The organism is Pseudomonas sp. CP4 (assembly GCF_047758505.1).
Taxonomy (GTDB): Bacteria; Pseudomonadota; Gammaproteobacteria; order Pseudomonadales; family Pseudomonadaceae; genus Aquipseudomonas; species Aquipseudomonas fluorescens_AO.
This window is the reverse complement of the sequence record NZ_CP180489.1, coordinates 317,887-341,251: the sequence shown is the minus strand read 5'-3', so window position 1 is coordinate 341,251 and position 23,365 is coordinate 317,887. Positions and strand designations below refer to the sequence as shown.

Annotated in this window: 22 protein-coding genes; 7 read left to right on the top strand and 15 right to left on the bottom strand. The window is 59.4% G+C overall.

The window, feature by feature from the left end; translation table 11 throughout:
• Nucleotides 1-256: 256 nt before the first annotated feature.
• The 3 genes from zapE (at nucleotide 257) to ACMYUN_RS01335 (ending at nucleotide 2,670) form a co-directional block, all read left to right on the top strand.
• Nucleotides 257-1,375, top strand: coding sequence for a cell division protein ZapE (zapE, locus tag ACMYUN_RS01345; protein WP_415762520.1), 1,119 nt, complete (start codon nucleotides 257-259; stop codon nucleotides 1,373-1,375).
• A 17-nt stretch (nucleotides 1,376-1,392) separates the two neighbouring features.
• A complete protein-coding gene (locus tag ACMYUN_RS01340; protein ID WP_415762519.1) occupies nucleotides 1,393-1,974 on the top strand; it encodes a DinB family protein in 582 nt (193 codons plus the stop codon).
• 198 nt (nucleotides 1,975-2,172) lie between these two features.
• Entirely contained in the window at nucleotides 2,173-2,670 is a 498-nt protein-coding gene (locus ACMYUN_RS01335) for a GNAT family N-acetyltransferase (protein WP_415762518.1), read from the top strand.
• Between the two features lie 182 nt (nucleotides 2,671-2,852).
• On the opposite strand, the gene ACMYUN_RS01330 is transcribed toward ACMYUN_RS01335, so the two are convergent.
• The 3 genes from ACMYUN_RS01330 to ACMYUN_RS01320 all read right to left on the bottom strand — a co-directional run bounded on the left by ACMYUN_RS01330 (nucleotide 2,853) and on the right by ACMYUN_RS01320 (nucleotide 5,393).
• A complete protein-coding gene (locus tag ACMYUN_RS01330) occupies nucleotides 2,853-3,062 on the bottom strand; it encodes a hypothetical protein (protein WP_129998700.1) in 210 nt (69 codons plus the stop codon).
• Nucleotides 3,063-3,255: 193 nt separating this feature from the next.
• Nucleotides 3,256-4,998, bottom strand: coding sequence for a phosphoethanolamine transferase CptA (locus ACMYUN_RS01325; RefSeq protein WP_415762517.1), 1,743 nt, complete (start codon nucleotides 4,996-4,998; stop codon nucleotides 3,256-3,258).
• Between the two features lie 212 nt (nucleotides 4,999-5,210).
• Nucleotides 5,211-5,393, bottom strand: coding sequence for a DUF6026 family protein (locus ACMYUN_RS01320; protein ID WP_039760535.1), 183 nt, complete (start codon nucleotides 5,391-5,393; stop codon nucleotides 5,211-5,213).
• 275 nt (nucleotides 5,394-5,668) lie between these two features.
• Here ACMYUN_RS01320 and gnd point away from each other — a divergent pair, with 275 nt between their 5' ends.
• The 3 genes from gnd to ACMYUN_RS01305 are packed head-to-tail and all read left to right on the top strand — an operon-like array spanning nucleotide 5,669 to nucleotide 8,987.
• Nucleotides 5,669-6,649 carry a phosphogluconate dehydrogenase (NAD(+)-dependent, decarboxylating) gene (gene gnd, locus ACMYUN_RS01315; protein ID WP_415762516.1) on the top strand — a complete coding sequence of 327 codons (981 nt, stop codon included), beginning with the start codon at nucleotides 5,669-5,671 and terminating at the stop codon, nucleotides 6,647-6,649.
• Nucleotides 6,646-8,169, top strand: a complete 1,524-nt coding sequence (gene zwf / locus ACMYUN_RS01310; RefSeq protein WP_039760538.1) for a glucose-6-phosphate dehydrogenase — start codon at nucleotides 6,646-6,648, stop codon at nucleotides 8,167-8,169. Before gnd ends, zwf begins: the two co-directional genes overlap by 4 nt.
• Nucleotides 8,166-8,987, top strand: a complete 822-nt coding sequence (locus ACMYUN_RS01305; RefSeq protein ID WP_415762515.1) for an HAD family hydrolase — start codon at nucleotides 8,166-8,168, stop codon at nucleotides 8,985-8,987. The genes zwf and ACMYUN_RS01305 overlap by 4 nt, the downstream gene beginning before the upstream one ends.
• A gap of 568 nt (nucleotides 8,988-9,555) precedes the next feature.
• Here the strand turns inward: ACMYUN_RS01305 and nhaB are convergent.
• The 3 genes from nhaB to ACMYUN_RS01290 form a co-directional block, all read right to left on the bottom strand.
• On the bottom strand, nucleotides 9,556-11,058 hold the full coding sequence (nhaB, locus tag ACMYUN_RS01300) for a sodium/proton antiporter NhaB (RefSeq protein WP_415762514.1): 1,503 nt from the start codon (nucleotides 11,056-11,058) through the stop codon (nucleotides 9,556-9,558).
• 86 nt (nucleotides 11,059-11,144) lie between these two features.
• Nucleotides 11,145-12,434 carry a hypothetical protein gene (locus ACMYUN_RS01295; RefSeq protein WP_415762513.1) on the bottom strand — a complete coding sequence of 430 codons (1,290 nt, stop codon included), beginning with the start codon at nucleotides 12,432-12,434 and terminating at the stop codon, nucleotides 11,145-11,147.
• Nucleotides 12,435-12,690: 256 nt separating this feature from the next.
• Nucleotides 12,691-12,957, bottom strand: a complete 267-nt coding sequence (locus ACMYUN_RS01290) for a hypothetical protein (protein WP_039760548.1) — start codon at nucleotides 12,955-12,957, stop codon at nucleotides 12,691-12,693.
• Between the two features lie 504 nt (nucleotides 12,958-13,461).
• Between ACMYUN_RS01290 and ACMYUN_RS01285 the strand changes: the two genes are divergently transcribed.
• Complete coding sequence (locus ACMYUN_RS01285) at nucleotides 13,462-14,787, top strand: sigma-54 dependent transcriptional regulator (RefSeq protein ID WP_039760550.1); 1,326 nt, start codon at nucleotides 13,462-13,464, stop codon at nucleotides 14,785-14,787.
• A 99-nt stretch (nucleotides 14,788-14,886) separates the two neighbouring features.
• Here ACMYUN_RS01285 and ACMYUN_RS01280 read toward each other — a convergent pair whose 3' ends face one another.
• The 9 genes from ACMYUN_RS01280 to ACMYUN_RS01240 all read right to left on the bottom strand — a co-directional run bounded on the left by ACMYUN_RS01280 (nucleotide 14,887) and on the right by ACMYUN_RS01240 (nucleotide 23,097).
• A complete protein-coding gene (locus ACMYUN_RS01280; protein WP_129998705.1) occupies nucleotides 14,887-16,203 on the bottom strand; it encodes a transporter in 1,317 nt (438 codons plus the stop codon).
• A gap of 45 nt (nucleotides 16,204-16,248) precedes the next feature.
• Nucleotides 16,249-16,995, bottom strand: a complete 747-nt coding sequence (locus tag ACMYUN_RS01275) for a hypothetical protein (RefSeq protein ID WP_415762512.1) — start codon at nucleotides 16,993-16,995, stop codon at nucleotides 16,249-16,251.
• A gap of 43 nt (nucleotides 16,996-17,038) precedes the next feature.
• On the bottom strand, nucleotides 17,039-17,719 hold the full coding sequence (locus ACMYUN_RS01270) for a C39 family peptidase (RefSeq protein ID WP_415762511.1): 681 nt from the start codon (nucleotides 17,717-17,719) through the stop codon (nucleotides 17,039-17,041).
• Nucleotides 17,720-17,785: 66 nt separating this feature from the next.
• Nucleotides 17,786-18,778: a hypothetical protein gene (locus ACMYUN_RS01265; RefSeq protein WP_039760560.1), complete on the bottom strand. Its 993-nt coding sequence runs from the start codon at nucleotides 18,776-18,778 to the stop codon at nucleotides 17,786-17,788.
• A gap of 73 nt (nucleotides 18,779-18,851) precedes the next feature.
• Complete coding sequence (locus tag ACMYUN_RS01260; RefSeq protein WP_129998706.1) at nucleotides 18,852-19,424, bottom strand: adhesin; 573 nt, start codon at nucleotides 19,422-19,424, stop codon at nucleotides 18,852-18,854.
• A gap of 1 nt (nucleotide 19,425) precedes the next feature.
• Nucleotides 19,426-19,875, bottom strand: coding sequence for a hypothetical protein (locus tag ACMYUN_RS01255; protein WP_310404692.1), 450 nt, complete (start codon nucleotides 19,873-19,875; stop codon nucleotides 19,426-19,428).
• Between the two features lie 332 nt (nucleotides 19,876-20,207).
• Complete coding sequence (locus tag ACMYUN_RS01250) at nucleotides 20,208-20,732, bottom strand: AAA family ATPase (RefSeq protein ID WP_415762510.1); 525 nt, start codon at nucleotides 20,730-20,732, stop codon at nucleotides 20,208-20,210.
• Entirely contained in the window at nucleotides 20,729-21,292 is a 564-nt protein-coding gene (pnuC, locus tag ACMYUN_RS01245) for a nicotinamide riboside transporter PnuC (protein ID WP_415762509.1), read from the bottom strand. The genes ACMYUN_RS01250 and pnuC overlap by 4 nt, the downstream gene beginning before the upstream one ends.
• 170 nt (nucleotides 21,293-21,462) lie before the next feature.
• Nucleotides 21,463-23,097, bottom strand: coding sequence for a methyl-accepting chemotaxis protein (locus ACMYUN_RS01240; protein WP_310404687.1), 1,635 nt, complete (start codon nucleotides 23,095-23,097; stop codon nucleotides 21,463-21,465).
• Nucleotides 23,098-23,365: the final 268 nt, after the last annotated feature.

Here is a 23,365-nt window from a genome sequence, read left to right as displayed (position 1 = left end):
TGCGCGCCGCGAGGCGGGGCCGGGTCAGAAAATGGGTGCGCAGAATGCCGCAAGCGGGCGGCGAGGGCAACGAGCAATAACTGCCTGAAAGGTCAGGTTTTACTGCCTTTGTGGGAGCGAGCCTGCTCGCGAAAGCGGTGGCGCAGCCTTCATCCCGGCCACTGACGGGCCGACTTCGCGAGCAGGCTCGCTCCCACAATGATCGTCCATGTGCGTTAATCAGCAATGGCCAATCGCCCGTGGCATACTCCCGCGCATGACTTTCGACTCCCCCCTCAGCGCTTGGCAGTACGCCGTTGAACACAAGGGCTTCATTCAGGATGAAGCCCAGAAACACGCGGTCTGGGCCTTGCAGAAATGCCATGAAGCCTTGCACGCCGGTGCCCGCTCGGTCAGCGGCGTGTATTTGTGGGGGCCGGTCGGTCGTGGCAAGACCTGGTTGATGGATCAGTTCTACCAGAGCCTGCGCGTGCCGGCGCGGCGTCAACACTTTCATCACTTCATGGGCTGGGTGCATCAGCGTTCGTTTCAACTCAGTGGCATCGCCGATCCGTTGCGCGCCCTGGCCAAGGAACTGGCTGGCGAAGTGCGTGTGCTGTGTTTTGACGAACTGTTCGTCAGTGACATTGGCGACGCGATCATTCTCGGCCGGCTGTTTCAGGTGATGTTCGAGGAAGGCGTGGTGATCGTTTGCACCTCCAATCTGCCGCCCGATGATCTATACGCCGATGGCTTCAACCGTGATCGCTTTACACCGGCAATTGCGGCGATCAAGGCGCATATGCAGGTGGTCGCGGTGAATGGCGCCGAGGACCATCGCTTGCATCCGGGGGCGATCGCGCAGCGCTATTTTGTCAGCACGACCGATTCGCCGAGTGCACTCGATGCCGTGTTCCAGTCGCTGACTTCAGATGAGACTGTCAGCGAAGAGCCCGTCGCCGTGGGCCATCGAATGCTCAATGTGGTTCAGGCCAGTGAATCGGTACTGTGGTGCCGTTACAGCGATCTGTGCGAACAACCTTTCGCCGCCATGGACTTCATTGCCCTGTGTGATCGCTACCGGGCTATCCTGTTAAGCGAAGTGCCGAACCTCAGCGCCAAGAAGCGCGAAGGACGCATTGCGCGCGGTACCGAAGACGGCGCCGAGCGTGTCGTCGCCGGCGATCGGGAGCTGCCGCAGTTGTCAGTACACGACGATGGCGTGCGCCGCTTCATCGCGCTGGTCGACGAATGCTACGACCGCAAGGTGCCGCTGTACGTCGAGGCAAGCGTGCCGATGAACGCGCTCTACACCGAGGGCTATCTGGAATTCCCGTTCCGCCGCACCCTCAGCCGTTTGCAGGAGATGCAGTTGCAGCGTTTCGCCGAAGCTTGAAAGAAGAGGGCGCCGACATGAGTCAACCGCTGTCCCATCATCTGCTGACCATGGCTTACCAGAATGCCTGGGCCAATCATCGCCTGGCCAAGGCCTGGACCCGGCTCGATGCCGCTGAACTGCTCGCGCCGCGGGTGAGTTTCTTCCCGAGCATTCGCTTGACGCTCAATCACATCCTCACCTGCGACTGGTTCTACGTCGACGCATTGGAGCGCGAATTGCGCGGTGACGAGCCGCATCCCGATTGCTATGTGTTCTTCAATCAGGACGAGCCGTTTACTACCGCCGCCGCGCTGCGTGCAGAACAGGTTCGCGTCGATCGCCGTCTGATCGCGTATTGCGAGCAACTGCGGGATGCCGATCTGCCAAGGATCGTCACCATCGCCCGTGACACGCCACAACATGACAGCCGCCTGCGCATGCTTTCGCATCTGTTCGAACACCAGATTCATCATCGTGGCCAGGTGCACGCCATGCTCAGCGGCACGACGGTGAAGCCACCGCAACTGGATGAGTTCTTCTGTGCAGGGGAAAGCGCGTTGCGCGCCGAGGACTTCGCCGAGCTGGGCTGGACGGAAGAACTTGTCTGGGGCCACTGACCGCGAAAGATCGCAGCCTCGTTGCACTCGTCAACCCCTACACATATCGGACCGTAGGAGCTGACGAGTGCAACGAGGCTGCGATCTTTTTGATCTTCAGCTTTTCAAGTTGCCCTCTCCGGCGCACCCAAGCTAATGTCCCCTCAGCCTTTCAGCAAGCACCTTGCATGCCGGGGCCTTTGTTTAACGGGGATGGAAATGGATTCCGCAGAAATACTCGTACTTCAGGCCAGCTACAGCAACCCGGTGCACGCCGAAGCCATCGGCATCGTGCTCAACCACTACGCCGAAGATCCCATGGGCGGCGGTCATCCAATCGCCCCTGAACTGCTGCAACGCCTGCCCGAAGAACTCGCCCGCCGCCCGCATGCCTTCAGCGTGCTGGCCTTCGTTGGCGGCGATCCGGCCGGGCTGATCAACTGTTTCGAGGGCTTCTCGACTTTTGCCTGTAAACCGCTGGTCAATGTTCACGACGTCGCGGTGGTCGGCAAATTCCGCGGCTTGGGGCTAAGCCAGAAAATGCTGCAGAAAGTCGAGGAAATCGCCCGCCAGCGCGGTTGCTGCAAAATCACCCTGGAGGTGCTGGAAGGCAATGCGGTGGCGCAAGGGTCGTATCGCAAATTCGGCTTTGCACCGGGGATGTTCAATCCGGATCACGGACGGATGCTGTTCTGGATAAAGGATTTACAGGCCTGAAAATCCCCTCACCCTAACCCTCTCCCAGAGGGAGAGGTGACTGACCGAGTTGGCCGGGCGCAATACATCGAACTGGCCCAATCTGCCTGACCAAAAAAAAGGCGCCCCAATCAGGGCGCCTCAACTGTCATCTCCCGGGCCAGAGCGGAGCCACGGGAGGTCCATCGGTTGCTCGATAAAACTCAGTCGCGATAAGACTCGGTCACCTGCGCCGTCTGGTCAGCAGGGACGCGAATTTCCTTCGCGCTGGCGTCGGCCTTCTGCTCGCTTTGCGCGCGCTGGACCGGGAAATTGTCGTAGTAATAACGCATACGCTCGGCACCGCCTTCAGCGAAGGCGCTGGTGGAACCGAGGGCGAGCAGGGTGGTGAGGATGAAAGGGGTGATTTTCATGTTGCCTCCTACTGAACAAGTGGGAGTCGGTTCGTCCGTGAAGCAGACCGCGGAAGAGAGTCTGCGTTGCGGCCATTAACAATGGGTTAACGCGGGTCAAGGGCAAATATTGCCGGGTATTTCAATGTGGAGTGCCGACGCAGCACGCCCATCAGCACACACAAAAAAGGGCCCTCGCAGGCCCTTTGTCGTGTTACTTCTGCGCCACCTCTCCCGGAGCAGGCTGCTTGGGCTTCATCAAGCTGAAATCGATCAGTGAGCGTTTCGCCGTCTGATACGGATCACCAATCAACAGTTTGCGCGGCACGAAGCGGTCGCTGACCAGACTCTTGCTGCGATCCAGTTCATCCGAACTCAACCCGGCCAGATCCGCCCAGGTGTGGATGAACTGCGAGCTGCTGTACGGCCGGCTGAGGTCGCCAGCGAAGTTCCAGTCGTGGTTTTGCTTCCACTTCGGCGAGGCCCAGGCCATGAACGGGATGGTGTACATCGGCGCGGTCGGCTTGTTCTCATTGCGGCCCAGCGTGCTGTGGCCGGCCGAGTCGAAGACGTCTTCGCCGTGATCGGACAGGTACAGCAAAAAGCCGTTCGGATCAGATTTGGCGTAGTCCTTGATCAGGCTCGAGACCACGAAGTCGTTGTACAGCACCGCATTGTCGTAGCTGTTGTAGGTCGGCAGTTGATCGTCGCGTACGCCGGCAGGGACGCCCTGGCGATCCTGAAACTTGTCAAAAGTCGGCGGATAACGGTACTGGTAGCTCATGTGTGTGCCGAGCAGGTGCACGACAATCAGTTTGCGCTGAGCCGGATCAGTCAGTGCCTTGTTGAACGGCTCGATCACGTCGCCATCGTATTGCGCGGCGTTCTGGTTGCGATTGTTGTTCAGGTACACCTGCTCGTCGGCCTGTTCGGAGAAGGTCGTGAGCATGGTGTTGCGCTTGGTCATGGTCTGCTGGTTGGTGATCCAGAAGGTCTTGTAACCGGCCTGTTTCATCACGCTGACCAGCGATGGCGTCGACAGGTACAGATCCGGGTTCTGCTCATCGGCGAAGGTCAGCACTTGCTGCAACGCTTCGATGGTGTAGGGGCGCGGGGTGATGACTTTGTCGAAGATCGCCAGTTGATCCTTGAGCTTGTCCAGTTCCGGCGTGGTGTTGCGCGGGTAACCGTAGAGGCTCATGCGCTGACGGTTGGTCGATTCGCCGATCACCAGCACCAAAGTCGCCGGCTGACCGGCAGAGGCGTCCTTGAGGTTTTTCAGCGGCGGGATCTTGCTCGCACTGTCGAGCATGCCCTGCATGTCACCGAGGGTTTCCTGATAGCGGTGATACGCCACGGCCATCTGCCACGGCACGGCGGGCTCGATGCGGGTTTCGAATTTCTCGAAGCCTTGGGCGAAGGTGCCCATGCGCAGGGTCTGCTTGACCAGCGGGTAGCCGACCACGGCGATTACAATCGCCGTCGCCGCTACAAGCGCGCGACCGCGCGGCATGTAAACAGGGCGCAGACGCGTCCATAAAAAGTAAGCGAACGCGGTATGGGCGAGGAACGCCGGGATCATCCACCAGGCGAAGTACTGAGTCATGTACTCGCCGGCTTCCGACACGTTCGACTCGAACATGATGAAGATGACGCTCTGGGAGAATTCCTGCTGATAAATGAAGAAGTAGCCGAGGCTGGCCATCGAGCAGGCCCACAGCACTACGCCGATGATGGCGGCGAGCAGGCGAGTGTGTTTGGGGAACAGCAACATCGGCGCCAGCCACAGCGCGCTCATCACGAACGCCTGACGAAATCCGGTGAAGCCGGATGTGCCGGTCAGCTGGATCAGCAGTTGGGTGATACCCGAGAAATACCAGAAGAAGACGAACAGCCAGATAAATCCGGCCCAGTCGAAACCGCTCGCAGTCGTTTTGCTGCGTTTGAACAATGCCATTACGCGCTCCAGCTCAATCATCAAACCCACGCCGGAACGCTTCCATGACACCGACGAACAGAGGCCGTACGCGCAGGTACGTCCAGAATGGGGCGGAGTATCCCCAAGGGCATGTGAAAGATTTGTTAAGCCCGCTTCTGATGGGTATCAGGCGGCGTTCAGAGGTGCAACGTGTCGGGAACGACGATGGCCGTTCCCGAAGCAAGCGAGGATCAGGCGTGCGGTGCGCGCTGCACAACCGGACGCGGTTGCGGCTGCGAGCCTTGAGTCAGTGCGCGCAATTGCGCCAATTCGTGCTGCAACTGGTCGCGCTCGTCTTTCAACTGGCGCAATTCATCGCGACGGATCGTAACGTAGAGGGTTTGTGGCGGCATTGCTGTGTGTACTGTGCCCATTGCTCACCTCGCAAATGGCGTGCATCAACTGTAAGTCACTCCTCGTGCCGAGGCGCTTGACTTACTATCGGCGCCAATTTTGATTTCTTTTACCCTTAAAGGGAACTTTTTTATTTTTCATGGTCGGTGTGTCTTCGGCAGGATTCGGGGCGTTATCACTCTGGATCGGGCACAATGCCCGGAAACTTCATCGCAACGCTCTGGACTAACCTCCATCAGTCGCGTTGGGCTATAACCAATGACACACATTTATTTGTAGTAAGGAGCATCAGCACATGCAACTCGGGATTATTGGACTGGGCCGCATGGGCGGCAATATTGCGCGACGTCTGATGCTCAACGGGCACACCACCGTTGTTTACGACCGCAATACCGCTTTCATCGATAACCTGGTCGCCGAGGGCTCCACTGGCGTCGCCGACTTGCCAGCGCTGGTCGCCGGCCTCGACAAGCCGCGCGCGGTCTGGGTCATGCTGCCGGCCGGCGCGCCGACCGAAGACACCATCAACACCCTGAGCGAATTGCTCGAACCCGGCGATACCATCATCGACGGCGGCAACACCAACTACAAGGATGACATCCGTCGGGCCAGGACCTTGAACGAGAAGGGCCTGCACTACATCGACGTCGGCACCTCCGGCGGCGTCTGGGGCCTTGAGCGCGGCTATTGCATGATGATCGGCGGCGACGCTGAAACCGTGCAGCGCCTCGACCCGCTGTTTGCCGCGCTGGCGCCGGGCACGGGCGACATCCCGCGCACCAAGGACCGCAAGTCCGACGACCATCGCGCCGAGCATGGCTACATCCACGCCGGTCCTGCCGGTGCCGGGCACTTCGTGAAGATGATTCATAACGGCATCGAGTACGGCATGATGGCCGCGTTCGCCGAGGGCTTCGACATCCTCAAGACCAAATCCAGCGAACGTTTGCCTGAAGATCAGCGTTTCGACCTGAACGTGGCTGACATCGCCGAAGTCTGGCGTCGTGGCAGCGTGGTTTCGTCCTGGTTGCTCGACTTGACTGCCGATGCGCTGGCCAGCGATCCGAAGCTCGACGGTTTCTCCGGCTCGGTAGCCGACAGCGGCGAAGGCCAATGGACCATCGAGGCGGCCATGGAGCAGGCGGTGCCGGTTCCGGTGCTGTCCAACTCGCTCTTCTCCCGTTACCGCTCGCGCGGGCAGGGCACCTTCGGTGACAAGATCCTGTCGGCACAACGCTTCGGCTTCGGCGGCCACGTGGAGACCGCGAAAAAATGACCCGTACGATCCGCAGAAAATCCAAGGCAGAACCCGCACCACCGACCACGCTGTTCCTGTTCGGTGCCCACGGCGACCTGGTCAAGCGTTTGCTCATGCCGGCGCTGTACAACCTCAGTCGCGACGGCCTGCTCGACGAGAATCTGCGGATCGTCGGCGTTGATCACAACGCCATTACCGATGAAGCCTTCGCGCAGAAGCTCGAGGACTTCATCCGCACCGAAGTGGCGGCGAAGGTCGGCAAGGGCGATCAGATGCTTGATCCGGTCTTGTGGGCCAAGCTCGCCAAAGGCATCAGCTACGTCCAGGGCGACTTCCTCGACGACAGCACTTATTCAGCCCTGGCGGCGAAAATCGCCGACAGCGGCACTGGCAATGCTGTGTTCTATCTGGCCACCGCGCCGCGTTTCTTCAGTGAGGTGGTGCGCCGCCTCGGCAGCGCCGGTTTGCTTGAAGAAACGCCCGAAGCGTTCAGAAGGGTGGTGATCGAGAAGCCATTCGGCTCCGACCTGCACACCGCCGAAGCCTTGAATGCTTGCCTGCTCAAGGTAATGTCCGAGAAGCAGATCTACCGGATCGACCATTATTTGGGCAAGGAGACCGTGCAGAACATTCTGGTCAGCCGGTTCTCCAACAGCCTGTTCGAAGCGTTCTGGAACAATCATTACATCGACCACGTGCAGATTACGGCGGCGGAAACCGTTGGCGTCGAAACCCGTGGCAGTTTTTACGAACACACCGGCGCACTGCGTGACATGGTGCCCAATCACTTGTTCCAGTTGCTGGCCATGGTCGCCATGGAACCGCCGGCCGCATTCGGCGCCGATGCGGTGCGTGGCGAGAAGGCCAAGGTAGTGGGGGCAATTCGCCCCTGGTCCACCGAAGAGGCTCGGGCCAACTCAGTGCGCGGCCAGTACACAGCGGGCGAGCGCGACGGCACACCGTTGAACGGTTATCGCGAAGAAGCCAACGTCTCGCCCGACAGCACCACCGAAACCTATGTGGCGCTCAAGGTGATGATCGATAACTGGCGCTGGGTCGGCGTGCCGTTCTATCTGCGCACCGGCAAACGCATGAGCGTGCGCGACACGGAAATCGTCATCTGCTTCAAACCGGCGCCGTACGCGCAATTCCGCGATACCGAGGTCGACGAGTTGCAACCGACCTACCTGCGTATCCAGATCCAGCCAAACGAAGGCATGTGGTTCGACCTGCTGGCCAAGCGGCCGGGGCCGGCGTTGAACATGGCCAATATCGAACTGGGTTTTGCGTATAAGGACTTTTTCGAGATGCAGCCTTCCACTGGCTACGAAACCTTGATCTACGACTGCCTGACCGGTGATCAGACGCTGTTCCAGCGCGCTGACAATATCGAGAACGGTTGGCGAGCCGTGCAGCCATTCCTCGATGCCTGGCAGCAGGACGCCAGCGTCGAGTTGTACGCGGCTGGTGACGATGGCCCGCAGGCAGCGGAAGATCTCCTGACTCGCGATGGCCGCGTCTGGCACGGTCTGGGATGAGTGACCTGGCGAAACAACCCATCCGTTTTCTGCTCAGCGACATGGACGGCACCTTGTTGCTGCCCGATCACACGCTGAACCAACGCACCATTGACGCCGTGAGCTCATTGCGCGACGCCGGCGTACTGTTCAGCCTCGCCAGCGGACGCCCGCCGAAAGCAATGCTGCAACAGATCGAGGCCCTGGGCGTTGATCTGCCGACGGCGGCGTTCAATGGCGGCACCATCGTCAAACCGGACGGCACACTGTTGGCCGCGCATTATTTGCCGGCGACGACCGCACTGATTGCGCTGGCGCAGTTTGCCGATCAGCCGGACGTCGAGGTTTGGGTATTCAGCGGCGGTGACTGGCTGCTCAAGGACCCGCACGGGCCGATGGTTCCGCGTGAGCAAAGTGGCCTCGGTTACCCGCCGGTGGTCGTGGAGAGTTTTGAGCCGTATCTGCAGCGGATCGACAAGATTGTCGCGACCAGCAACAACACAGAGCTGTTGATCGAACTGGAGGCGCAGCTGTTGCCCAAGGTCAACGGTATGGCTCAGGTGTCGCGTTCACAGCCGGTGTATCTCGACGTCACCGCGCTGGAGGCCAACAAGGGCACTGCGTTGACGACGATTGCCGAGTACCTAGGCGTACCGCTGGAACAGACCGCCGTCATCGGCGACGGCGGCAACGACCCGGCGATGTTCAAATGTGCAGGTTTGTCGATTGCCATGGGCCAGGCGGAAGAGGCGGTTAAGCGCCAGGCCGACGTCGTCACCGCGCCGAACACCGAAGACGGCGTGGCCCAGGCGATCAAAAAGTACATCCTCCCGCACTGAGTCAAATCAAAGCCTGATATGGGCTGCCTGGAATTTGGCTCACCGGAAACCATTGTGGGACGAGCTTGCTCGCGAAGGCGCCGGGTCAGGCGACTGCGATGTTGGATGTGCCGCCGCCTTCGTGAGCAAGCTCACTCCCACAAGGTTTCAGCGGCGCCCACAACATCCCGGCAAAACCACAAAACCAGTGTGGGAGCGGGCTTGCTCGCGAAGGCGCCGGATCAGGCGACTGCGATGTTGGATGTGCCGCCGTCATCGCGAGCAGGCTCACTCCTACAAGGTTTCAGCGGCGCCCACAAAATCCCGGCAAAACCACAAAACCAGTGTGGGAGCGGGCTTGCTCGCGAAGGCGCCGGGTCAGGCGACTGAGAGGGTGGATGTGCCGCCGTCATCGCGAGCAGGCTCACTCCTACAAGGTTTCAGCGGCGTGCGCAAAATCCCGGCAAAAACACAAAACCAGTGTGGGAGCGGGCTTGCTCGCGAAGGCGCCGGGTCAGGCAACAAATCAGTTCACTGACACACCGCTTTCGCGAGCAAGCCCGCTTGCACAGTTTCAATCAGTGTTCTGTCAGAGCCAGTAGCTCACCGCGTACCAGCCCAGCAGGCCCATCACCACGGTATACGGCAGCGCCATCCACACCATGCGCCCGTAAGACAAGCGTACCAGCGGCGCGATCGCCGAGGTCAGCAGAAACAAAAACGCGGCCTGACCATTCGGTGTCGCCACACTCGGCAGATTGGTCCCGGTGTTGATCGCAATCGCCAGCGCCTCGAAATGCTCGCGACTCATGTGCCCGGCGAGGAACGCTTGTTTCACTTCGGTGATGTAAATGGTCGCGACAAACACATTGTCACTGATCGCCGAGAGCAGGCCGTTGGCGATAAACAACATGCCCGGCTGTTGATCCATAGGCAGCGCCAGCACCCACTGGATCAGCGGGGCGAACAATTGCTGATCATGAATCACTGCCACTACGGCGAAAAACACTACCAGCAACGCGGTAAACGGCATCGCATCCTTGAACGCGCTACCCAGGCGATGTTCGTCAGTGATTCCGGTAAACGCAGTGATCAACACAATCACCATCAAACCAATCAGGCCGACTTCCGCCAAGTGAAACGCCAGACAACCGATCAGAATCAGCGCCGCTGCACCTTGCACCAGCAAAGCCGCCGTCTGGCGCGAGGTGCGCTTCGCGTTGTCTTCCGCCGCATAGTTGGCCAGCACAGCCCGCACATTGTCCGGCAGCAACGTGCCGTAACCGAACCAGCGCAGCTTCTCCAGCAGTACGCAGGTGACCAGACCTGCCACCAGCACTGGCAGCGAAACCGGCGCCACCTTGGTGAAGAACTCGCCGAAATGCCAGCCCATCTCGTGGCCGATCAACAAGTTCTGCGGCTCACCCACCAGTGTGCAGACGCCACCCAGCGCCGTGCCGACCGCGCCATGCATCAGCAGGCTGCGCAGGAACGCGCGAAATTGATTCAAGTCGTCATGATGCAGCGAAGGTAAATGCTGATCGTCACTGAACTCGCTGTCCTGACGCGGATCATTGCCCGACGCGACCCGGTGATACACCGAGTAGAACCCGACAGCCGCACTGATGATTACCGCCGTCACGGTTAACGCATCAAGAAACGCCGAAAGAAATGCCGACAAGAAGCAGAACATCAGCGCCAGAATGGCTTTCGAACGCACGCCCAACAGCAGCCGCGAGAAGAGGAACAGCAGCAGATCCTTCATGAAGTAAATGCCGGCGACCATGAACATCAGGAGCAGGATCACCGGAAAGTTGTGCACCAACTCATCGTAAAGCGCCTGTGGCGTGGTCATCTTCAACAGCAATGCTTCAATTAACAGCAAGCCGCCCGGCATCAACGGATAGCACTTGAGCGCCATGGCCAGGGTGAAAATGAATTCGATCACCAGCAGCCAACCCGCCGCAACCGGACCGATGGTGAACAGCACCACAGCATTGAGAATGAGAAAACCGACGATGGTCGCCTTGTACCAGCGTGGCGATTGCCCGAGGAAGTTGTGCGCGAACGCTTGGGCGATTGAACCGGACATCGGCTGCTCCTTTTATATAGAAGCGCGAAAGTTGCCGGATGTTTCAGGGAAGATCAAGCGGCCCCTCGCATTGGCTGTCGAACGCACTATTGATTCAGATAGCGCGCAACCAAGGCCCGGTAATTGCCATCCAGCGAATACCCGCCGACGACAATGGCCCCGTCAGCCTGGACCGCTAACGAATTCGCCGTATCGAGACTTCTACCCAACCGCGTGCGCAGCCAGCCGTGGCCTTGGCCAAACTCTGGGTCGAGGCTGCCATTGCGTTGATAGCGGGCGACCATGAAATCCGCCTCAACCCCGCCGATGGTTGCCCCGACAGCGATGATCCGACCGTCGCTCATCAACTGAGCCGCATTCCATTGGCAACCGCTGGGGCCAATGTCCAACACTTGCGGCAGGCCGTGGTGGCAGTGCAAATCCGGTCTGCCATTGGTGTGCAGGACAAATGTCAGGCAGCGGGTCGGATCGCGACTGCTGCCAAAACAATAAAGCCTGTCCTCAGATTCAATGATCTGATTGACCTGAGCGCTGTTGCCCTGCGCCTTGAAAGCCATGAAGCCGTCAACCGCAAAGCGCTCGTCCAGGCTTCCATCGGGCCGATATACTGCCAGCAGTCCCTGTTGCGGAAAGTCGATCGAGCCGGCCACGACGATGCGCCCATCCTGCTTCAACAGCAGCGTGCTCAACCAGGTATTGAGCAGCAGGTGGCGGACCATGACAAATCCGCGCCCGTTGAAGGATTGGTCCAGGCCACCGTCGGGTTCGAGGCGAATCAGCATTCCGGCATGATCGGCGAGGCTGAAATGATGGTTGGCGATCAGCAGAATGTGGCCGTCTTCCTGCACCGCAAAATCACAAGCCTCGACGCCCGGCACCCCCGGTGGCAACCAACTGTCACGGGTGCCCATGGACAAATCGCCGGGCAGCCGCACGACCTGGAAGCCGTCAGCACCGAAGCGTTGATCTGGCTGGCCGTTGGCATCAAACAAGGCGAGGGCCGGCAGGGTGCGATGGGTATTTTCATAGTGCAGACCGGCCAGCATGATTCTGCCATCAGGCAGCACCTGGACCTTGCCGGCCCTGGCTTCGAAACCTTTGACGAAGCTGCCGATCACGCTGCCCTGATGGCCGAAGGACAAATCGGCGGAGCCATCGGCGAGCAACCGTGCCAAGCCAAAACGGCTGCCGTTGGCTGTACCTACTTTCGCGGCGACGAGAATTCGGCCCTGTGCATCGAGGGTAACGTGCTGGGTCAGACTGGAGAGACTGCCGGCAAAGTACACTTGCGCAACGCCACCGATAGCGAATGCCGAATCGAGCGATCCCGGATTATTCCAAGCGGTAGGTAGGGCATAAGTGTTCAGGGTGGACATGCGCGAGGCTCCTTGCGAGTGAGCCGATACCCAGTGATTGGGCGGCTGACTGCATGAGCGAAACATTCAATCCCTGAACCACGAGAAGTACAACTGGAAGAACTAACAGAACGACGGTCGCACTGTGCCAGAACAGTGTCTTGTTGAACCAGTCGCAAGCGAGCCAAGCATTTAAGCAATATCTGACCCGAGAACTAACGGCTATCTCACATGAAAAGGGCGGATGACTTTAACGTCATCCGCCCTTGTTCTGTCATCAGTGAGGCATCGACCACGATTGCAGCGTGTGGCCTTCTTCGCTCAACTCGGCGCGGGCCTGCTGCAGCAGTTGTTCAAGTTGCGCCGGGTCAGAATAGGCGCTGCTCGGGATCTGTTTGCGACCGATATGGGAGTTGGTGCGGTCGACGACGGTCAGGCTCAGTTCGCCATTGCCGTCTTGTGGCGCCCAGGCCACGCACTGAAAAGGCTTGAAGGCGTGGTTGGCAATCAAAAGAGCTTCGTTGATACGGAGCGGGGCAGTCATGGGGTCTTCTCTCTATTAGCGCCCAATCAAGTGATGTGCCGGCGGTTGGGCTTACCGTGCGGCGGGTTACTTGTACTGATGCACGCAACCGGGGGGCGGGTCACAAGTGAAACAAAGAAATTTCAAGTTCTTTACATAACGTAAGTTCGTTTCGTTGATCCTGCCATGTCTGAACACCGCGCTGAATTCACCCCTCACCCAACCCTCTCCCCGAGGAGAGGGAGCCGATCGAGTCCGGCTTGGTCTTTCAGATCGGCGTACCCCGTGCAAACACCTCGGTCAGTTCCCTCTCGCTCGGGAGAGGGTTAGGGTGAGGGGGCCGCTCTCTGACACAAAGCAAATAGTCGATAGCTAACTAACAACCAACTTTCTTATAACTCTTTTAACAACCCCCCTATAAGCAATCGATACAAGCCCCCGTCAAAATCTTGCTAGTGTTACAACCGGGTCTGCCAAATGACTGTTTTTACAATCATTTCCAATGTTTGGCGCCAAGGAACAGTCATGAGCGAAGCGCCTGCGTCGAGACGTTTACTGGTGGTCGATCCCTGCGACGACTGTCATCGCCTGTTGCCCGGATTGCGCGCCGTAGGCTGGGATGTCGACAGTTGTAATCTTGAGAATGCCAGCGCGCGCGCCTGCGACGTCGGCCTGCTGCGCTTGCAGCCGTTTCACCTTGAACGCCCTGACGCGGTCAAGGAGCTGATCAGCCGCAGCGGCACCGAATGGATCGCCGTACTCAATCAGGAAGTCCTGCGTTTGCAGAACGTCGGCGACTTCGTCTGTGAATGGTTCTTCGACTTCCATACCTTGCCCTTCGACGTCTCGCGCGTACAGGTCACCCTGGGTCGTGCTTTCGGCATGGCGCGCCTGCGCGGGCAGGGCACGATACATGTCGACCAGCCGGAACACGAACTGCTGGGCGACAGCAAACCGATTCGCGAACTGCGCAAACTGCTGAGCAAACTTGCACCGACCGAATCGCCCGTGCTGATTCGCGGCGAAAGCGGCACCGGCAAAGAACTGGTCGCCCGCACCCTGCACCGACAATCCCAGCGCCACAACAAACCGTTCGTAGCAATCAACTGCGGCGCGATTCCCGAGCACTTGATCCAGTCCGAACTCTTCGGCCACGAGAAAGGCGCGTTTACTGGCGCCCATCAGCGCAAGGTCGGGCGCATCGAAGCGGCCAATGGCGGGACGTTGTTCCTCGATGAAATCGGTGATCTGCCGCTGGAATTGCAAGCCAATCTGCTGCGTTTTCTCCAGGAAAAGCACATCGAGCGGGTCGGCGGCAGTCAGCCGATCCCGGTCGACGTGCGAGTGCTGGCCGCCACCCACGTCGACCTGGAAGCAGCGATCGAGAAAAAGCGTTTTCGTGAAGACCTGTATTACCGGCTCAACGTGCTGCAAGTGGTGACCGCACCATTACGTGAACGCCACGGCGATCTGTCGATGCTGGCCAACCACTTTTCGCACTTCTACAGCCATGAGACCGGCCGCCGGCCAAGGAGCTTCAGCGAAGATGCGCTGATTGCCATGGGTAAGCACGACTGGCCGGGGAATGTCCGCGAGCTGGCGAACCGGGTACGGCGCGGGCTGGTGTTGGCAGAGGGGCGGCAGATCGAGGCGCGGGATCTGGGATTGATCAGCCAGCATTCCATCGCAACACCGATGGGCACGCTGGAGGATTACAAGACCCGGGCGGAGCGGCAGGCGTTGTGTGATGTGCTTAACCGGCATAGTGATAATTTGAGTGTGGCCGCGAAAGTGTTAGGGGTTTCGCGGCCTACTTTTTATCGGTTGTTGCATAAGCATCAGATTCGTTAGTCAGCTGGAGATCAAAAGATCGCAGCCTTCGGCGGCTCCTACAGGGATTACGCAATCCGAATGTAGGAGCCGCCGAAGGCTGCGATCTTTTGCTTTTACCTAGAAGTAATACGGGAATTTCAGGCTGAACGAAAAGTCCGGCGCATCATCGGTCATGCCGATCGACAAGTTCGGCACGATCGTCAGGTTGTCGGTGGCCGCGATGGTCATGCCGACGTTGAAGTAACCGGCGTTGGCGTCACTCGACACCACCGATTCCCAATCGCCGCCGTCCTGTTTCAGCTTGCTCTTGCGCTGCACCAGGTCGGAGACCGAGAACGACATGCTCATCTTCTCGTTGAGGGCGAAGGCGATGCCGGCGCCGATCTGGAAGCTGTCGCCGATGCGTACCTTGCCCGGGGTTTTCTGGTTGACGGTGGAGCTGATGTCGTCGAACGACTCCTCGAGGTTGTGGGTGTAGGACAAGCTGCCGAACAGCACGGCCGGGTCGAACGTCTTGACCAGCGAGATGCCCGGGGTGATCGACCAGACGCCGTTGCCGGTGGGCAGGGTGTCGGGCACGAACAGGTTGGAGTTGGCGTCGGTCTGGCGCAGTTTGATGCCGAACGGGTCCTTGCCGGTCGGCGCCTTGACGCGCAAGGTGACGACGGCGTCCGGGGTGTTGACCGACTCGTCGAGGAACTTGTAGGCGATACCGAAGTTGACGTCGCCAATGGTTGGATCCTTGGTCACGGTTTCTTCGGTGGTCACCCCTGCAGCGCCCTGATTGCCGCCGCCGGACTGATACGTCGACTCGCGATAGACCACCGGCACGTTCAGGTCGAACTGCCAGCGATTGTCGAAGTTGTAGCGGCCGGTGAGGTCCAAGGTCCAGGTGTCGGCCTTGATCCGGTCGAGGTTGATGTTGCCCAGGAAGATCGAATCGAGCGCAAGGAAACCGTTCAGGATCAACTGGCGGGTGTCATAGCGTGAATAGGTGACACCGGTTTCGAAACTGAACTTGCCGCCACCGAAAAAGCCGCTGGCCTCGTCGTACAGGTTGGAAACACTTTGCGCAGGTTGCGAATCGTCAGCCAGCGATTGACCGTAGGAAGCGCCACTGCCCCCGGCGGCGCCTCCCGATGCAGCGGCCGCACCGGTGCCTGTGGCGGCTCCGGTAGCGACGCGATTGCCTTTCATGTCGGACGGCGATTTGGCCAGCCGTTTTGGCGGTGGGGCGGCGGGTGTTTCTTCTACCTGGCGGACCCGTTGTTCAAGTACCGCCAGCGCTTGTTGTTGTTGTTCGTATCGTTGCTTCAGTTCCAGAAGTTCCCGTTTCAGGGCTTCTACATCGGCGTCGGGTGCTGCTTGCAGCATTGCCGCCGGGAGAAGGGTACTCAAACACACTGCAGCACGCAGTGATACTGATCGATACATGAATAAGCCGTCCCTTTTAGCCCAATGATCGAGACTCAGCGTAGTTCAATATCCGATATTGCGTAGGGCCCCGAGTTGGGTCAGGTTGCAGTCCAGTGCACCGGCGCTTCTGCCGTTATTGTTAAGTACGACGTTGAGTTGCGTAAGGTTGTTGACCACGTTGGCACTGCCCAGCAAACGGGTGTTCTGCAGCAGCCCGCCCTGGGCGACCTGTTGCAGTGCGTTACCTTGATTGCCGCTGGCCTGAATGGCCATTTGCACGCCACCGCCATTGGCCGAAACCGCGACGCTGCCGGCGCCGTTGCTGCCGGTGATGGTCTGCCCGGCGACAAGGGCCTGACCTTGCGATGGCACCAGAGCCGGCGCCTGACTGGCTTCACTGACGTTGATCGCAACGTTGTTGTTGGCGGTGTTGCCATCGCCGGCGGCGCGCACGCTTTGCGTCACGCCCTGAGTGCTGTTGAGGCCGGCTCCGCCAATCACGGTGCCGGTGCCCAAGGTGGGCGTACTGCCGTTGCCCGACTCCTTGATGGTCGAGACATAAAATTCCGGTTTGACGGTTGCAGCCTGGACCTGCATTGAGGTCGCGGCCCCGATCAAGTCGCCGCTGGCGTTGCGCCAGGTGCTGCTCATGACAATGCCGAAGCTGATGATCCGCCCCGGCATGACGTAACGACCGCGCAGCTCGGCGAGCTCCTGGTCCTTGATTTCGATGGGTTTGAATCCGGCATGGGCTAAACCTGACGCACTCGCTGCCAGGCAGGCGGCGGCCAGCCAGTATGAGCTTTTCATCTGCTGCTCCCGGGACATCCAGTCCCATTCTCTAACTCGGCGATTAAAAGAAGTCGCTCTGAATGAACCCGAAATCCATCAATTCCGCATCTTTGACCGGGTTGAAACCGTTCAGCGAGTTCTTCGCCGTCAGCGGCACGGGAGGGCTGCGCAAGGCGTTGGCCTTGTCATAACCGGGGCCGACGATGGCAAAGACAATGCCGTTCCAACCTTTGACAAAGTCATCGTGTTTGTAGCGCTTGTGGCCGAGAACCGGGTCACCGATATAGACCCAATCCTTGTCCGAACGCTGCAGGACGACGAAATGCTTGTAGCCGCGAATGTCCATCAGGACCACCACCGGAATGGTCACCGCTTCGAGTTTCTCGGGCGGGATCCGGTAGCCACGGGCACGCATGCCGATGCTTTCTACGTAGCGCTTCATGTCGAGCATGGAGAAACCCTGGGTTCGCACCAGGTCCTGGTCAGCGTTGACCAGCATGCCCTTGATGATGTGCTCCTCATCGACGTCGAGCCAATAGGCCTGGCGCAGGACCGTTGCCAGTGCAGCAGCGCCGCAGCTGAAATCGGTTTTCTGTTCGACGATGTCGGCAAACTTGCGCTCACGAATGCTTTGCACGTCCTTATAGACCAGCACGCCACCCGGCAGGGCAGCGACGGGCATCTGGGCTGCCTGAGTCAGGCCACACAGACAAAGCAGAGCGAGGAGGGCAGGAGTCCGCATGATCGAAAACGCCTTGTGGAACCTGGGAAAAAAGCCCCGTTGCCGGGGCTTTCGTTTCGATCGCGATTACATGCAGGCTTTGCAACCTGCGGCGATGGACAGCGAGTTGCTTTGTTGGTTGCCCACACCCGCCGAGACGTTGGCTCCGCCGTTGCCGGAGAAGTTGTTCATCGAGTTGGTCATGTTGGCATTGTTGACGACTGGAGTTTTCCAGCCATCTTTGGTCAGCACTTGTTGGGTGGTGACGCCAGCGAGGCCAAAGCTGCCCACGGCTTCGAACTTGGCTTTCTGATCATCGTTGCCGCCGTGGCCGCCGCCACGGTTACCCCAACCGCCATGGTTGTTGTCGTCTTCGATGGTCGCGGTGCCTTTGGCTTTGAATACGCCAGCGGCTGCATAAGTACCGGTAAGAGTGTCGGTTTTGTAAGCCTGCACGCCTTTGTTTTCCACGACCAGGCCAGTCGAGGACTGGTTGGCAGAGGCAGCAGCCTGCGCTACACGTCCACCAGAAACGGCGATGGCGAGGTTGTTTTTCTGTTGGTTGAAGTTGCCGGCGGTCACGTTGATGCCAATGTTGCCGGAACCGTTGTTGCCAGCGTTGTTGAGCGTGGCGTTGTTGAAGGTGGAGGAGTTTTTCACGTAGTTGTTGTTGTTCACCTGAGTCGCGCTCGAGGCGGCAACAGCATTACCGAAGATAAAGCTTTCGTCAGCGGTGGCCAGTGCAGCAGCGTTGTCCTGCTGGTTGCCGTCGCCGCCAGCCACGTTGGCGCCCATGTTGCCGTTGGAGCCATTGAGCGAGTCGCTGGCATTGGCGTTGTTGAGGGTGCCCTGGTTTTTTACCACGTTGCCGTCGCTGTTTTGCGCATCGAGGACAGCGGCGCCGGCGCCTGCGGTGATCTGCAGCAGTTGTTCAAGGTTAGGTCCTTGAGGCTGGCCGTGACCATTGCCGTGCCCGTTACCATGACCGTTATCGTCACCACGGCCGCCGGCCTGTGCTGCCATTGCCATCACTGCTGCGAGTGCGAAAACCAGTGGTTTGAGAGCCATTGTAGGTTTCATGGTGTTTCTCCGTCGTGCTTATTAGTTGGTTAAGTGTTGGGACTTTTCTAATTGCACTGCTTTTTTGTATGGGTCAGTCAGCGACCCGGATGCTCAGGGTGTTAGCCATGCGGTTCCCCACCCCGGCACTCTGGTTCACCTGGATTACCCCGCGACTGCCGGTGAAGGCCTGATCACTTGTCGTGACCTGGCGACTGCCGATCGAGGTACCAGTTGCTCCTGAGCTCGGTAAAAACGCCACGTTCTGTTGCGAAAGGGCGCTGTCGTCAACGCTCTGCGGGCCGGCACTGATGCTGACGCGCGTCACGTTGGCCATTTGATTGTTGGCACCGGCGCCCTGGTTCACACCGAGGATGCCGTTGCCATTGCTGAAAGAGTTGCCGCCGATGTTCGCGCTCGCGTCGATGGCGCGGCTGGCAGGCGTGTCGATGGTTTGCCTGACGCTGGTGGTGGCATGGGATTCGGTGCCGATGGCAATCGCCTTGGTGTTGGCTTGTTGCATCTGGTCACCGGCTGCCTGGTTGACGTTGAAGTTGCCGCGATACTGAGCGCCGGAATCCTGAATATTCGCTTTGTTGACCGAGGTCGAATCGGCCATGGCGCTGGTGCAGCCGAGCAGGGCGAGAAGCAGCAGGGTGCGATTCATGTCATTGGCCTCCGGCCATGCGGGTCAGAGGCGCCAGACCGGTGCTCATCGCCCGGTTGACAGTATTGGAAATCGAGGCACCGGAGCCGCCGCCACTGCCGCTGCGCATGCCGGGCAGGCCGTTCTGGTTGGTCAGGGTGTTCATGCCTGGCAGGTTGGAACTGGGCGTAGTCATGTTGCCGCGAATCGACGAGCCACTGGCGACACTGGCGAAATCGCCGTCGCTGAGTTCGGTGCTGCTGAGGGTCTGATTGATCCGCGCCGAAGGGTTGGCATTGACGGTGGTCGGGTAGGGGTCTTTGCCGCCATTACGCCCGATCGGGATTGGCTGAACGTCGCGGTTGAGGACGATCACTCCATTGCCTTCGGCCTGGGCGCTGACACTGATCAATGCGCTGGCGGCTGATCCGATCAGCAGGAGGCAGGTCAGGCTTTTATTGAGATTCCCCACGGCGGCGATTCCTTCTTCAGTGGGCTGGGTTGTTCAGCGTTGTGAAGGAGAGAGCGAAAGCTGTGCCGGGTTTGGATTGTTTATTTAAATCAATGGCTTAGTTATTTTGAGCGAGGCAGGTGTGTGGCTACTGTTTCACTGTTGAAACACAGCGAGAGCCGCTTGAGTGGACATCGACTTTGGAAAGCTCTGGCACAAGGGTTTGCGCCGATGTGTTTCATTGACGTAACAGATGGCGTCACGGATTGATGAACAGCGTTTGGACGCGGCTTTGCGAGGGCAGGAGTGTTTCAAAAACGGACAGATGCGCCCAAAAATACCGGTGTGGTGGCTCAGGCGGACAACAGACGCTCGACCGCCGCAAAGGCTTGGGCCTGGCGGTCGACCCAGTTGCCTTCGATAACTTGCAGTGGCTGTTGATGCTGGATCAACCAGTCGCGAGTGGCTTCGAAGAACGCCATGCGATCGTCAAGATCCGGCTGGCAGCGTTGGCCGTCTTCGGCCCAGTCGACTTGTTGCGGCGATAGCAGCAGGTGCAGGTCGTAGTGGCGCGCGAGCAACTCGGCTTCAAGCCAGCCCGGGCAAGCGGCGAACAGGGTCTGGCTCCAGAGGATGTTGCTCAGCAGGTGAGTGTCGAGGATCAGCAGGGAGGGTTGCTGCGCTCGCGCCTGATCTTCCCAGCGCAACTGGCCTCGGGCGATAGCAGGAATATCCGCCAAACAGGTGTCGCGGGGATTGTCTTCGATGAACCGACGCACATATTCATCAACGCGAACGCCGCCGAAACGCTGCTCCAATCCCGCCGCCAGCCAGCTCTTGCCGGTGGATTCCGGGCCGGTAAGGACTACGACTTTCATGTGCGCAACGCCGGATCGGCGCGCCACTCACGCCAGCCTTCAACGGCGAGCAGAGTGAACAACCCATAGAGGCCTGCGGTCAGGTACAGGCCTTTATAGATGAACAGGCCTACAAAAATGACATCGAGGACAAACCACAGCGCCCAGCATTGCAAGCGTTTCTGCGCCATCCACAGTTGTGCAACCAGGCTGAAACCAGTAAGCGCGGCATCGAGCCACGGCTGGGCGGCGTCGGTCCAGTGCGCCATCGCGGCGCCCAGCAGCAGGCTGCCGATGGCCCCGACGCTGAGTCCGAGCAGAATTGAGCGCGCGTCGAGGCGGGTGACTTGGCGCCCGTCATGCATCGTCCCGGCGCGGGTCCACTGCCACCAGCCGTAGACTTGCAGCGCGGCGTAGATCACTTGCAGCAACATGTCCGAATACAGCTTCACCTCAAAGAAGATCCAGCTGTAGAGCAACACCATGACCAGCCCGATCGGCCAGCACCACGGATTCTGTTTGACCGTCAGCCACACGGCGATGACACCGAGGGCAGCGGCGAACAGTTCAAGCCCGGACATGGCGGATCCCTGGGGAAGTCGAGAAGGGGGCGGATTGTACTGCATTCGCCCAGACACAGAAGTACCCTGTGGGAGCGAGCCTGCTCGCGAAGGCGTCGGGCCAGTCAGTGGAAGAAGATGTCGACTGGACAGGCCCTTTCGCGAGCAGGCTCGCTCCCACAGGTTATGGGTCAGACCCTGAACTGGCGCAGTAACCCGTTGAGCTGTTCGCTCAGCTGCCCAAGCCGCAGACTGGCTGCACTGGATTGTTCCGCCGCCAACGCGGTGCTATGCGAAAGGCCGGCCGCCTGGGTGACGTTCTGGTTGATGTCCTCAACTACATGGGCCTGTTGCAACGTGGCGCTGGCGATCGAAGCATTCAGACCGTTGAGATTGCGCAACGCCTGGCCAATCGCACTGAGACTCGCGCCGGCCAGTCCCGCCTGTTCGATGGTCAATTGCGAGGCCTTGCTGCTGTCGCCAATCACCTTCACCGCAGCCTCGGAGTGGTTCTGCAAACGCTCGATCATCGACTGAATCTCCGCTGTCGATTTCTGTGTACGCTGCGCCAACAACCGGACCTCATCGGCGACCACGGCAAACCCGCGACCCTGTTCACCCGCACGCGCCGCTTCAATCGCCGCATTAAGCGCCAACAGGTTGGTCTGTTCGGCAATCGAACGGATCACCTCCAGAACGCTGCCGATCTGCGTACTTTCTGCAGCCAAGGTGCGAATCACCTCAACCGCTTGATCGATGGTCCCGGAAAGCTTGTCGATCTGTTGCAGGCTGCCGTCAATGTTGATCTGGCCCTGTCGCGCCTGCGCTTCGGCATCGCGCATTTCGGCGGCGGCGTGTTCGGCATTTTTCGCCACGTCCTGCACGCCGTAGGTGACTTCGTTGATCGCTGTGGCCACCAGTTCCATCTGCTGCGATTGCTGCTGACTGCGCTGCTGCGCTTGCGAGGCGTCATTGCCCAGTTCGCTGGAAGACTGACCCAAAGCGCTGGCCGAGACCTGCAAGTCTCCAATCACTCGGCGCAATTTGGCAGTGAAGGCATTGAAGTGATGGGCAAGCTCGGTGACTTCATCCTTGCCGTGGGTATCGAGGCTGCGGGTCAGGTCGCTTTCGCCGCTGGCGATGTTGGCCATGGCGTTCACGGTTTCCTGCAACGGACGAACGATGCTGCGCGCGATCAGAATCACCAGCAGCGCCATGATCAGCGCAATCGCCAGGCCGATTGCCGAGGCCTTGATCATCTGTCCCTGGAATTCGGCCTGCACATCGTCGACGTACACACCGGAACCGATCACCCAGCCCCACGGCTCAAAGAGCTTCACATATGAGGTCTTGGCTACGGGATCAGTCGCTCCCGGTTTCGGCCAGCGATAATTGACCATGCCCGCGCCCTTGGCCTTGGCGATGGCGACCATCTCGTTGAACACCGCAAAACCGTCCGGGTCGCGGATCGCCGAGAGGTTCTGGCCTTCGAGTTTGGGGTTGGTCGGGTGCATGACCATCACGGGCGTGAGGTCGTTGATCCAGAAATAGTCGCTCTGGTCATAGCGCAGGCCACGGATCGCGGTCAGTGCCTGCTTTTGCGCCGCGTCCCTGGTCAGGGTGCCGGCGGTTTCCAGGCCATGGTAATAGTTCAGCAGGCCGCTGGCGGTCTGCACCACATGCTGGGTTTTCTGCGCCTTGGCGTGGTAGAGGTCGTCGTGGATCTGCTTGAGCATCAGCACGCCCAAGGTCAGCAACATGACCATCGCCACGATCAAGATGAGCCACAAGCGTCGGCTGATCGACACACTGCGCAAGCTGTTCATAACGCTGTCACTCCGGATTCTTGTTCTTGTAATAAATGATCGCCAGCATCCAGCCACCGCTGAGTGCTCGGGACTGCGCCAGCCAAGCCATGCAGCGCGGGGAGCGCTATTAAGGCTTGTCTGTTAGGATTTCGGCCCCGCGCGCAAAAACCTGAACACGGTTTTGACATTTCACGGAATTTTTACCGTTTCGTGTGGATCCTGTGCGCGCGGAATCGGTACAGCTTTAACCAGCTACGCTGAACGCAGTGAACGCAGTGAACGCTAA

Bases quoted from the DNA above. Each gene is read 5' to 3' on its own strand.
- ACMYUN_RS01330 (WP_129998700.1), bottom strand. From the start codon at position 3,062: ATGAAAATCACCCCTTTCATCCTCACCACCCTGCTCGCCCTCGGTTCC.
- ACMYUN_RS01295 (WP_415762513.1), bottom strand. From the start codon at position 12,434: ATGTCCACCCTGAACACTTATGCCCTACCTACCGCTTGGAATAATCCG.
- ACMYUN_RS01260 (WP_129998706.1), bottom strand. From the start codon at position 19,424: ATGAATCGCACCCTGCTGCTTCTCGCCCTGCTCGGCTGCACCAGCGCC.
- ACMYUN_RS01280 (WP_129998705.1), bottom strand. From the start codon at position 16,203: ATGTATCGATCAGTATCACTGCGTGCTGCAGTGTGTTTGAGTACCCTT.
- ACMYUN_RS01275 (WP_415762512.1), bottom strand. From the start codon at position 16,995: ATGAAAAGCTCATACTGGCTGGCCGCCGCCTGCCTGGCAGCGAGTGCG.
- ACMYUN_RS01240 (WP_310404687.1), bottom strand. From the start codon at position 23,097: ATGAACAGCTTGCGCAGTGTGTCGATCAGCCGACGCTTGTGGCTCATC.
- ACMYUN_RS01290 (WP_039760548.1), bottom strand. From the start codon at position 12,957: ATGACTGCCCCGCTCCGTATCAACGAAGCTCTTTTGATTGCCAACCAC.
- ACMYUN_RS01320 (WP_039760535.1), bottom strand. From the start codon at position 5,393: ATGGGCACAGTACACACAGCAATGCCGCCACAAACCCTCTACGTTACG.
- ACMYUN_RS01250 (WP_415762510.1), bottom strand. From the start codon at position 20,732: ATGAAAGTCGTAGTCCTTACCGGCCCGGAATCCACCGGCAAGAGCTGG.
- ACMYUN_RS01265 (WP_039760560.1), bottom strand. From the start codon at position 18,778: ATGAAACCTACAATGGCTCTCAAACCACTGGTTTTCGCACTCGCAGCA.
- nhaB (WP_415762514.1), bottom strand. From the start codon at position 11,058: ATGTCCGGTTCAATCGCCCAAGCGTTCGCGCACAACTTCCTCGGGCAA.
- pnuC (WP_415762509.1), bottom strand. From the start codon at position 21,292: ATGTCCGGGCTTGAACTGTTCGCCGCTGCCCTCGGTGTCATCGCCGTG.
- gnd (WP_415762516.1), top strand. From the start codon at position 5,669: ATGCAACTCGGGATTATTGGACTGGGCCGCATGGGCGGCAATATTGCG.
- zapE (WP_415762520.1), top strand. From the start codon at position 257: ATGACTTTCGACTCCCCCCTCAGCGCTTGGCAGTACGCCGTTGAACAC.
- ACMYUN_RS01270 (WP_415762511.1), bottom strand. From the start codon at position 17,719: ATGCGGACTCCTGCCCTCCTCGCTCTGCTTTGTCTGTGTGGCCTGACT.
- ACMYUN_RS01305 (WP_415762515.1), top strand. From the start codon at position 8,166: ATGAGTGACCTGGCGAAACAACCCATCCGTTTTCTGCTCAGCGACATG.
- ACMYUN_RS01335 (WP_415762518.1), top strand. From the start codon at position 2,173: ATGGATTCCGCAGAAATACTCGTACTTCAGGCCAGCTACAGCAACCCG.
- ACMYUN_RS01340 (WP_415762519.1), top strand. From the start codon at position 1,393: ATGAGTCAACCGCTGTCCCATCATCTGCTGACCATGGCTTACCAGAAT.
- zwf (WP_039760538.1), top strand. From the start codon at position 6,646: ATGACCCGTACGATCCGCAGAAAATCCAAGGCAGAACCCGCACCACCG.
- ACMYUN_RS01285 (WP_039760550.1), top strand. From the start codon at position 13,462: ATGAGCGAAGCGCCTGCGTCGAGACGTTTACTGGTGGTCGATCCCTGC.
- ACMYUN_RS01325 (WP_415762517.1), bottom strand. From the start codon at position 4,998: ATGGCATTGTTCAAACGCAGCAAAACGACTGCGAGCGGTTTCGACTGG.